Genomic DNA, 10,705 nt, shown 5'->3' with positions numbered 1-10,705 from the left:
CTACTGCACCTTGTGGACGTTCATGAGTGTTTCGGTCGAGAGATTGTTTACCGAACCGACCAGCGGCGAAAGCACGAAGCCGTCCCATTTCGGGCTGTGGGCCTCAATGACATTGGGATAGTTGAGCACGATATAGGGGCGTGCCTCGAAAATATGCTTCTGCATCGCCGAGATTTCGGCGCGCCGCTCGTTCTTGTCGAGCAGGGTGCCCTGCCTGGCATACATCTTGTCATAATCGGCGTTGCAATAGCCGCTGTCGCTATTGCCGCCGCGCGCCGCACAGGTCACGATGCTCAGCACGAAATCCGGTTCCAACGGGGGCACCCAATTCCACATGGCGAAATCGAAGTCGAGATACTTGATGTCGGGCGCCTGGATAGCCTCGGTGGCAGCACCTGGGTCCATCTTGCGCTGGGTGACCTCTACGCCGATCTTCTTGAAGCCAGCTTGGATGATCTGGAAGGCGCGGTCGCCGGTGCCATTCTCCTCGGTGGGGAAGATCACCTCGTAGGACATGCGCCTGTCATCCACCAGGCGGATGCCATTGCTGTCCTTCTTGAAACCTTTGCCGTCCAGGATCTCGTTGGCCTTGTCAGTGTCGTAAGGCAGCGGCTTGATAGCTTCGTCGTGGAAGCCGGTTGCAGGCGCTACGATGGTCGAGCCCGGCGTGGAGAAGCCAAGCCAGACGATGTTGTCGATCGTCTCACGGTCGATGGCGTATTCCAGCGCCTCGCGCACTTGTGGGTCGAGTAGTTCCCGGTTCTTGGGCTTGTCGGGGCTGGTATTGATGATCAGCGTCTTCAGTCCGACACCCGGTCCGCTGGATACCGTCATGCCGGCCTTTTTCAGGGTCTCAACGGCGGTTGGTGGCGTCTGCTCCCCGATCATGTCGAGCTTGTCGGTGACCAGCGCCGTGATCATGGCATCGTCATTGGCAAAGAACTGAAGACCGAAACCGTCGATGATTGGCTTCTTCTCGCCCCACCAGTTCGGATTGCGCGCAAACAGAGCGATCTGCTCGTTGTCGTGCCGGGTCAGCGTGAAGGGGCCGCCCGAGACCACCGGGGCGGCGTTGGGAAAGGTCGAGATCTGCTCACCATTGCCCTCCGTCAGCGGCTCCCAGACATGTTGTGGCAGGATGGGCAGGGCTTGCAGTTGCGTCAGCACGTTCGCGACCGGCAGCTCATAGGTGAGTACCAACGTATTCTCATCAGTGGCCTTGGCGTCCGTCATGTGGGCGATCCAGCCGGCCAGCTTACCGGTGGCACCGCCCTCAAACTTGCGGATCATATTGAAGGTAAAGGCGGCATCCTTTGCCCCCAGCGGCTCGCCGTCTGACCAGCTTGCCCCTGGGACAGTATGAAAGGTCCAAGTCTTGCCGTCGGCGGAGGTTTCCCATTTTGTTGCGAAGGACGACACGATCTCAAGCTTGGCATCGTATTCCGTCAGATGGGGATAGACATACTGGTACATGACGGAACTGTAGTCAGAATCCGAAACGAACGGATTGAGGGAGTCGATGGGCTGCGTGGTGCCGATGCGCAGGATCTCGGCCGCTGAGGCAACGGGCGCGGACGAGACCTGAAAGGTCGCCGCGGTGATCATCGTCGCGGCGATTGTTAGGATGCGAATGTTCCAACTCTGGTGAGGATTGTTCATGGGCATCTCCCGAGATGCAAGATTTCCAGGAATGGGTACTTGCCTGATATTCAGGCTACTGAGTATGATGAGTTCATGTCAAGACGCTGGGAGGAGCGCAGACATTGCAAGGCTCAGGCTATGTATGGAAGCGTGTTGGTTTTGCCGTCGTCACGGTTTTTGTCGCCCTGACGCTGAATTTCGTTCTCTTTCGCGTCCTTCCGGGCGGCCCGGTCAGCCAGATATCGCGCGTGCCGAACGCCTCGCCCGCCCTGAAACAGGCCCTGATCGCACAGTTCGGGCTGGATAAGCCGCTGTGGGAGCAATACCTGCTCTACCTCGGGCAGACACTGCACGGTAACCTCGGCGTATCTTACATGAATCGCCAACCCGTCTTCGACAACCTGATCGAGGCGTTCGCCAACACCATCCCCATGGTGGCGCTCGGAACTATTCTGGCACTGGTGATCGGCATCGCGGCGGGCGTGGTTTCCGCTGTGAGACGCGGCAGCGCAATCGATCATCTCAGCACCAACATCGCTGTATTGTTCTATGCCTTTCCCACGCAGTTCCTCGGGATGATGCTCCTGATAGCATTCGCGGGAATCCTGCCGGCTGCCGGCATGAACGACCCCTTCGCCATCGGCGGCTCACGCTGGGACGCCTTCCTTGACATGCTCAAGCACATGATCCTGCCGGTAACCACGCTGGCGCTGACACTCTATGCGGAGAACGCGCTCATCGTACGCTCGGCGATGCTGGAAACCTTGGGGGAGGATTACATTCTGACGGCTAAAGCCAAGGGCGTGCCGCGCGGTAGGCTGATCCGCGCGCACGCGCTTCGCAATGCCATGCTGCCCATCGTCACCATGGTGGCGATGTCGCTCGGCGCCATCGTCACCGGCTCAATCCTGATCGAGGTGATTTTTTCATGGCCCGGCATCGGTCGCGCGCTCTATACCGCCGTGCTCAAGCGCGACTACCCAATGCTGCAAGGGGGCTTTCTGGCCATCACCGTCGTGGTGATCACCTTCAACCTCTTCGCCGACCTGATCTACCACAAGCTCGATCCCCGGATAGCGACATGACCCTCTCCACGCCTGGGACGCCCTCCCCAGAACTCGTGGTGCGCTTCGGCTTCTGGCCGATGTTGAGGGATGTGGTGCATCAGCCAGCCGCCCTTGCGGGCCTCGCCATCGTCAGCTTCTTCACCGTGCTGGCTCTCATCGCACCGCTCATCGAGCCCTACACTATCCATGAAGCCACCTGCGCCGTATTCGAGCCGCCGTCCTGGCAGCATTGGTTCGGCTGTGATGATGGCGGCATCGACGTGTTCAGCTTGGTGCTGCGCGGCGGGCGCATTTCGATGATCGTTGGCGCGACCGCGACCCTGATCGCCATCGGCATTGGCGCGACGGTCGGCGTCTTGTCAGGCTATTTCGGCGGCTGGTTGGATGTCGTGCTCATGCGAGTCACCGACTATTTCCTGGTCATACCTCAGATCGTGCTGATGATCGTGATCGCGGCGGTTTGGGGTCCCAGCCTGTCGCATGTCATCGTCGTTATCGGCGTCCTGATGTGGACGAGTACCGCCCGGCTCATCCGCGCCCAGGTCAAGAGCCTACGCGAGCGGGTCTATGTGAAGCGCGTCGAGGCATTGGGTGCCAGCCATTTACATATCATCGTCCGTCACATCATCCCGCAGGTCGGGCCGCTCCTGGTCGCCAACACGGTGCTTGCCATCACAGTCGCAATCTTCAACGAGACGGCGCTCGCGTTCCTCGGCCTTTCGGATCCCACGGCGATCACCTGGGGTACAATCATGGAGCACGCATTCGACCGTGCGGCCGTCAGCAGCGGCGCCTGGTGGGCCATCGTGCCGGCCGGCGTCGCCGTCGCCGTCCTGATCATGGGTTGCTACATGTTGGGGCGCTCGATCGAGGACGGGCTGAACCCGCGGCTCAAAGTCTCGTATCTCTCTTTGCACGGCTGGAAATTGCGCCCGCTCGTCGGAAGGGGACCGGATGCTGTATGAAGGAGCCCCAGCTTGAACAGCGCCTTGGCAATCCAGGATTTGAACATATGGTTCGGCACCGATGTGGGTGTGCGACGCGCCGAATTTCATGTCGTGAAGAACGTCAATCTGGAACTCGCCCCCGGAGAACGTTTGGGGCTGGTGGGTGAATCTGGTTCCGGCAAGACGACCACCATTCTCGCCGCCATGGGACTGCTGACGAGCAACGCCGAGGTGTCGGGCCGGATCATTCTCGATCGAAAAGACATCCTACGCGATGGTGAGCTGAGCGTCGCCCCACACCGCTGGAAGGACATCGCCATGGTGTTCCAGGGCGCGATGAGCGCCTTCAATCCAGTAAAGACTATTGGCTGGCAGATCGCCGAGGCCATGCAGGTGCATGGCGTTGCGCGCGGTGTCGCCATGTCGCGCCGCATCGGGGAACTGCTAGAATTGGTTGGCATTCCTGCCGATCACGCCTCGCGCTTCCCGCATCAGTTCTCTGGTGGCATGCGCCAGCGCGCCATGATCGCCATGGCGCTCGCGTGTGAACCGAAGGTGCTTCTGGCCGACGAGCCGACGACGGCATTGGATGTTATGGTGCAGGACCAGGTGATGAAGCTCCTGGTGCGGCTCAGCAAGGAACTGAACCTCGCGCTCATCCTTGTCACCCACGACCTGGCCGTCGTTGCCCAATCCTGCCATCGGGCGGCGGTGATGCTGAAAGGCGAGGTGATTGAACAGGGGCGGGTCGCAGACCTCTATCATCGCCCGAAGCACGAATACACGCGCAAGCTCTTCGACGCGACGCCAGATGTCTTCGCCGCGGCACAAGCCCCGCGGCGCGTCTCCACGCCTCCAAGCGAAGTGCCCCAAAACGCGCCGCTGCTCGACGTGCGTGGCCTCAGTGTGTCTTACCTGCGCAGCCGCACCTTCGGCGACATGGTACGCGGGCGTCCTGCAGAGGCCCCCGTCGCTGTCGATGACGTTTCGCTACGCGTCAAGCGTGGCGAGATGGTCGCACTCGTCGGTCAGTCCGGTAGCGGCAAGACAACTACCCTGCAGGCCGTTCTTGGTATGATAAGGCCACGTGGCGGCTCCATCCAGATCAACGGCCGTGACGTCACGTCTCTTACCAGCCGGCAATGGCGACCACTGCGTCGCCAAGTCCAGATGATCTACCAAGACCCTTACGAGTCTCTCGACCTGCGCTATCGTGTGCGCTCCACAGTCGAGGAACCGCTACGCGTCCACGGCATCGGCGCCACGGCGAAAGAACGCGAGACCCTGGTCAGCGCCGCGCTCGACCGGGTCGGATTGACGCCGGTGCAGCGCTATCTCGGCCGGTTTCCGCATGAGCTTTCCGGGGGCCAGCGGCAGCGTGTGGCGATTGCCGCTGCCATCGTGCTCAAGCCGGAGCTGCTTCTGGCCGACGAGCCGGTTTCCATGCTGGATGTATCGGTGCGTGCCGGAGTGCTCGAACTCCTGAACGAACTGCGCGCCGATTCCAGAATGGGTATCTTGATGATCACACACGATCTTTCGACAGCGGCGAACTATGCCGACCGCGTTGCGGTCATGCATCAGGGCCGGATCGTGGAAGAAGGGGATGCCGCCACGGTCGTCCGTTCTCCGCGAGCCCCCTATACGCGGGCGCTGCTTGCCAGCATTCCCCATCCGGACCCTGACCGGTCTGGCTTCGGCGATTCAGCGGCCTGAGCGACCGGCCGCTTTCTTCCCGGCCGGCGGTGTGGGCCGTTTGCCGCCGTGCAATGGCAGCACCACCCACTGTTTCATGTCGGTGGGTTGCAGCAAGCGCCGGCTTCCCGAGCCAGACATGTAGAACACGAAATCCGAGGCCTTGTAGGTTTGCTGATAGCAATCGAAAGCCTTGCCATCGCCAGTGAAGGAAACGCCTCTTATACGCACAACCTGGTCGCGCGAACCGAGATCGAGTGCTTCGCGCTCCGTTGTCGTCGGCCTGTCGACTTCCAATGACTGCTCTACATAGTCGTCTCGAAGCCCGTAGCGGTCAGCAAGCAACCCATACAGCGAGTCGCCCGCTTCCAACTCCTTCTCGTCGATTGCGGGCACCAGGCTGAGTGGCAGTACTGCCTGCTCAAGGATCGCAGGTGCCGTCCGCAAGCTGCGGCGCCGAATGATCTCCCAGACTGGCTGACCCAGCTCTATCGACAGCGCCTTGGCGATCTCCGGGCTCGGCAATCCGATGTTGATCTGGAGCACCTCTGTCGCAAGGTCGGGTCCGCCGCCCGAGGGCGATAGCGTCTCGAGGAGACGGCCGGCCCGACTGGGCTCGCTGACGATTCGGTCTCGGGCGACGAAGGTGCCAATTCCCTGATGGCGATGGATCTTTCCGGCATGTTCCAGCTTATCCAACGCGTGGCGCACAGAGATCAGGCTGACGCCCGTCAACTGGGCCAGTTCCGTCGTACTGGGTAGCTTGTCGCCGCCGGTTAGACCATTCGTGGCGATGAAATCGAGGATCCAGTCGTAGACAAGCTGATAGCGGAGTTTCCGCTCCTCGCTCTCCCGGGATGCGATCTGTTTTTGCCTCTGAGCCAAAGTCACTCCCTCGGCATGTTGATCGACAGGTCACCTATCCGCTTCCTCGCCGGCTCGGTGGCCGGTTTAGTCAACGGAGTATCCCTGTCATACTGAGAACTATAAGCTGATGCTACTACATTCATTGCCTCCAGCCGCATCGTTGGCCGTTCAATGTCCGACATGTTCCAATAAAGCTGGTAGCGCTGGGTCTGTCGCTTCGTGCTGATCACGGGGCGACAGGCACGACTCATTCAACGCCAGCTCAATACTTCCAGGGCGTCAACGCAGCGGTGGCCACCTGACGCCAAACCCAGGGGGCTTCAAGTGCATACTGTGCGAGATTGCGACAAACCGGTTTGCGCTGCACCACGTAAGATGTTCCGACCCGTCATAGACTGAAATGCTTTGGCAAAATGGTTGCATCAAAGATCCAAAAACTAATTGACTAAACAGTCAGTCTATTTTTATGTTGACCCTAACAGGACATCAGCCCCGATCATCCGGTGGCAGTGGCTCAGCAGGGGGACATGCGCTTTGCCAGAAGAAAAGTCCGCAATCGAAATCTGTGATGTCACCAAGCTATTCGGGGACGCTTTCAAGGCCCTGGACGGCGTCTCCTTATCGATCCGCAAAAATGAGTTCTTCACGCTTCTCGGTCCGTCGGGCTGTGGCAAGACCACGCTTCTGCGGCTGATCGCCGGCTTCGAATATCCAACGGCCGGCACGATCCAACTGCACGGCAAGGATATTGCGACGCTGCCGCCCTATCAGCGGCCTATCAACACCGTGTTCCAGAACTATGCGCTGTTCCCGCACATGACCGCCAGCCAGAACATCGGTTTCGGTCTGGAGATGCTAGGCAGGCCGAAGGCGGAGATCGCGGCACGTGTGGACGAGATGCTGCGCCTTGTGCGGATGGAGGGCCTCAGGCACCGGAGGACTACTGAGCTTTCCGGCGGCCAGCAGCAGCGCGTGGCACTGGCCCGCGCCCTTGCTCCAACGCCCAAGGTGCTGCTTCTGGACGAACCGCTTAGCGCTCTGGACTATAAGTTGCGAAAGGAAATGCAGATCGAGCTGAAGCGCCTTCAACTCGAAACCGGCATTACCTTCATTTTCGTCACCCACGACCAAGAAGAGGCGCTGACCATGTCGGACCGCATCGCGGTTCTTTCTGGCGGTCGTGTCCTGCAAGTGGGTAACCCACGCGAGATCTACGATTGCCCCGGCGACCGGTTCGTCGCCGACTTCATAGGCGAAGCAAATTTTCTGAGCGGCGAGATCATAGTTGCCACCAAGGATCGGGCACAGGTCAGGCTGGCGTCGGGCGCTGATATTTTGGCGCGGCTACCGGACACCGCGCCGCAGCAGGGCAAGGTGACGATCATTGTCCGTCCCGAGCATGCAGAGGTCCACGCCGACGGACGGCCATCGCCTCTGAGTGGAACGCTCGAAAGCATCGTCTACTTCGGCACAGACACCCATCTGCACGTACGACTTGCCCATGGCGACCGGTTCGTGGTGCGCCGCCAGAACAGTCCGCTGCAGGACGCGGCCCTTGTGGCCGGCGCGACGGTCGGCGTGGCTTTCGATCTGGCCGCAGCCCAGATTCTGAGGAACTGACCATGGCGAACGCTGCCGAGATCGCCACTGCCGCCGCGCGCGCGGATGTCCGAAACCGCTGGTGGCTTGCCGCTCCAGCCCTGGCGATCGTGCTGCTTGCAGCGATCGGGCCGCTTGTCGTGGTCGTGCTCTACTCCTTCATGGTCAAGGGCGACTACGGTGACGTGAAATACTGGCAATTCTCGCTTGATGGCTGGTTCAGTGTCATCTTCGAGCGCGACGTCTTCGATGACACCTTAAAACTCGCCGACGCGCATCTGACCATCCTGTGGCGTTCAGTAAAACTGTCGGTGATCACCACGCTCGTGACACTGCTCCTGGGCTTTCCCGTCGCCTATTTCATCGCCACGTGCGACCGGCGGTGGCGGGATTTCTGGTTGTTCATGATCACCCTCCCATTCTGGACTAACCTCTTGATCCGCACCTTCGCGATACAGGAAGTGTTCCGCAATGAAGGCGTGCTGAACAGCGCGCTGCTCTGGCTGGGCGCGATAAAGCGGCCGCTTCAGATCATGTTCACGGACCTCGGCATCCTCCTGGGCATGGCCTATGTCTATCTGCCGCTGATGGTCCTGCCGCTCTACGCGAGCCTCGAGAGATTCGATTTCCGGTTCGCCGAGGCGGCGGCAGATCTTTACGCCAGCAACTTCAAGGTGTTGCGGCGTATCATCATCCCGATGGTGCGGCCGGGCATCATCGCCGGGTCGATCCTGGTCTTCATACCGTCACTTGGAGCCTATGTGACGCCACGGCTGCTGGGCGGAGGAAGGAGCCTGATGCTCGGCAACCTGATCGAGCTCCAGTTCGGTCAAGGCCGCAACTGGCCGCTAGGGTCGGCACTTTCCATAACCCTGACCGGCGGCGTCATGCTGGCCCTCCTTGTCTATGTGCGCGCGGCGTCGAAATCCGGGAGTGGGCATCATGGCTAGGCGCTATTCGGTCAGGCGGCAACGCGGATTTACGTCAATTGCGCTCCTCTGCTTTGCCCTGCTCTATCTTCCGATCGCGACGATGGTTGTTTTCGCCTTCAACGCTGGAACGACAGTCGGTGCGCTCGAGGGGGTATCGCTGCGATGGTTCGCGACGGCCTGGAACAATGATCGTGTCATCGAAGCGACGATCAGGTCGCTGACGGTCGCCCCGATCGCAGCGCTCGTCGCCACTGTTGCCGCCACCATGGCGGCACTCGCTACTACCCGCACCGCGTCCTACCGCGGGCTGGCCTTCAAGGTCGCCTTCATCAACCAGCCGCTCATGGTGCCCGAGATCGTCACCGCTGTGGCGCTGCTTGTGGTCTTTTCGCGGATCAAGGTCTGGACCGGTTACACTGGGATTGGCTACCTGATCGCCGCTCACATTGCTTTCTGCATTCCCTTTGCCTTCCTGCCGATCCGCGCGCGGTTGGAGACGATGGATCTTTCCCTCGAACGCGCCGCCGCCGACCTCTACGCCACTCCATGGATGGTGTTCCGTCGCGTGACCTTCCCACTTCTGTGGCCCGCGATCCTCGCCGGTTTCATGCTGGCTTTCGTCGTCTCGCTCGACGATGTGGTGATCACCGAATTCATCAAATCAGCTGGGCAGGAAACGTTGCCCACCTACATGCTCGGCCAATTGCGGCGGACCGTAACGCCCGAGATGAACGCCATTTCGACGATGTTTCTGGCGCTCTCCATCGCCGTCGTCACCCTCTTCTTCTTCCTCAGCCGCAAGAAAGACTGACCCGCCTCAACCAACCGGAGTTTCCCATGCGATCGCTTGTTACTGCTGCTGCATCGATCTTCGCGCTCTTGCATATTGGGACTGCCAACGCCGAAGGTGTTCTCAACATCTTCAACTGGGGGAACTACACGAGCCCCGAACTGATCAAGAAATTCGAGGAGAAATACAACGTCAAGGTAACGATCACGGACTTCGATTCCAACGATACCGCGCTCGCCAAGACCCGCCAGGGTGGCAACGATTTCGATATCGTCGTGCCGACTTCGACCTTCGTGAAGATCTGGATTGATGAGGGGCTTCTGTTGGAAACCCGCCCCGATCAGATGGAGAACTTCAAGAATGTTGACCCGCGTTGGGTCAATGTCGATTTCGATCCCGGTCGCCACTACACAGTGCCGTGGCAATGGGGAACAACCGGCATGCTGGTGAACACGTCGGTCTATTCCGGCGATCCCAACACCTCGGCGATATTCCTCGACCCGCCTGCTGAGCTTCAGGGCAAGTTAAGTGTGTTGCCCGAGATGGGCGATATCCTGACGCTGGCCATCTACTACGAAGGCGGTACCGACGCCTGCACCAGCGACAAGAATATTCTACGCAAGGTCCGTGACCGGCTGGTTGCAGCCAGACCCAAGTGGCTATCCCTGGATTACCCCAGCCTCGAAAAATACACCGCCGGCGACTTTGACGCAGGCGTCAACTGGGGCGGTGCATCGATGCGCGTGCGCTTGGAGAATCCGCATTTCGTCTATGGCTATCCGAAAGAGGGCTATCCGATCTGGATGGACAATGTCGCGGTGCTGAAGACGGCTCCAAACGTCGAGAACGCGAAGCTCTTTCAAAACTTCGTCATGGACCCGGAGAACGCGGCGCTTATCTCGGCCTATGCGCGCTATGCCAACGGCATAGCCGGCTCCGAGAAGTTCATGCCCGAAGAGATGAAGAACGCACCGGAAATCGTTGTCCCGGCCGAGTTCCTCGACAAGGGCAGGTTCACGCCGGCTTGTCCGCCGGAAGTGAATGAAATGTATACGAAAATCTGGACCGAAGTCCTCAAGTAGCCCTGGCTATCCGGTCGCCTTTCCGCACGTCTCCGGCGTCAGCCCCCAGAGACGTCGGAGGCGGATAAGTCGGACCGATCTCCCT

General features: G+C 60.0%; 9 protein-coding genes. 7 read left to right on the top strand and 2 right to left on the bottom strand.

Features of this window, described 5'->3' with window-relative positions:
• Positions 1-1,659, bottom strand: a complete 1,659-nt coding sequence (locus tag C7I85_RS18125; protein WP_181257218.1) for an ABC transporter substrate-binding protein — start codon at positions 1,657-1,659, stop codon at positions 1-3.
• A 104-nt stretch (positions 1,660-1,763) separates the two neighbouring features.
• On the opposite strand from C7I85_RS18125, the gene C7I85_RS18120 reads away from it, so the two are divergent.
• The 3 genes from C7I85_RS18120 to C7I85_RS18110 are packed head-to-tail and all read left to right on the top strand — an operon-like array spanning position 1,764 to position 5,371.
• Complete coding sequence (locus C7I85_RS18120; protein ID WP_106725415.1) at positions 1,764-2,726, top strand: ABC transporter permease; 963 nt, start codon at positions 1,764-1,766, stop codon at positions 2,724-2,726.
• Entirely contained in the window at positions 2,723-3,673 is a 951-nt protein-coding gene (locus C7I85_RS18115) for an ABC transporter permease (RefSeq protein WP_106725414.1), read from the top strand. Before C7I85_RS18120 ends, C7I85_RS18115 begins: the two co-directional genes overlap by 4 nt.
• A gap of 12 nt (positions 3,674-3,685) precedes the next feature.
• Positions 3,686-5,371 carry a dipeptide ABC transporter ATP-binding protein gene (locus C7I85_RS18110; RefSeq protein WP_106725413.1) on the top strand — a complete coding sequence of 562 codons (1,686 nt, stop codon included), beginning with the start codon at positions 3,686-3,688 and terminating at the stop codon, positions 5,369-5,371.
• Here C7I85_RS18110 and C7I85_RS18105 read toward each other — a convergent pair.
• Positions 5,360-6,235 carry a GntR family transcriptional regulator gene (locus tag C7I85_RS18105; protein WP_181257217.1) on the bottom strand — a complete coding sequence of 292 codons (876 nt, stop codon included), beginning with the start codon at positions 6,233-6,235 and terminating at the stop codon, positions 5,360-5,362. The genes C7I85_RS18110 and C7I85_RS18105 overlap by 12 nt on opposite strands.
• Before the next feature lie 516 nt (positions 6,236-6,751).
• On the opposite strand from C7I85_RS18105, the gene C7I85_RS18095 reads away from it, so the two are divergent.
• The 4 genes from C7I85_RS18095 to C7I85_RS18080 are packed head-to-tail and all read left to right on the top strand — an operon-like array spanning position 6,752 to position 10,620.
• Positions 6,752-7,837, top strand: a complete 1,086-nt coding sequence (locus tag C7I85_RS18095; RefSeq protein ID WP_106725410.1) for an ABC transporter ATP-binding protein — start codon at positions 6,752-6,754, stop codon at positions 7,835-7,837.
• A 2-nt stretch (positions 7,838-7,839) separates the two neighbouring features.
• Entirely contained in the window at positions 7,840-8,766 is a 927-nt protein-coding gene (locus C7I85_RS18090; RefSeq protein WP_106725409.1) for an ABC transporter permease, read from the top strand.
• Positions 8,759-9,559: an ABC transporter permease gene (locus tag C7I85_RS18085; RefSeq protein WP_106725548.1), complete on the top strand. Its 801-nt coding sequence runs from the start codon at positions 8,759-8,761 to the stop codon at positions 9,557-9,559. Before C7I85_RS18090 ends, C7I85_RS18085 begins: the two co-directional genes overlap by 8 nt.
• Positions 9,560-9,585: 26 nt before the next feature.
• A complete protein-coding gene (locus tag C7I85_RS18080) occupies positions 9,586-10,620 on the top strand; it encodes an extracellular solute-binding protein (RefSeq protein ID WP_106725408.1) in 1,035 nt (344 codons plus the stop codon).
• The last annotated feature ends 85 nt before the right edge of the window (positions 10,621-10,705 follow it).

Origin of the sequence: Pseudaminobacter soli (ex Li et al. 2025), from assembly GCF_003012705.1 — a bacterium.
Taxonomy (GTDB): domain Bacteria; phylum Pseudomonadota; class Alphaproteobacteria; order Rhizobiales; family Rhizobiaceae; genus Pseudaminobacter; species Pseudaminobacter soli.
Note: the sequence above shows the minus strand (reverse complement) of the source record. Positions and strands in the feature narration are given on the sequence as shown.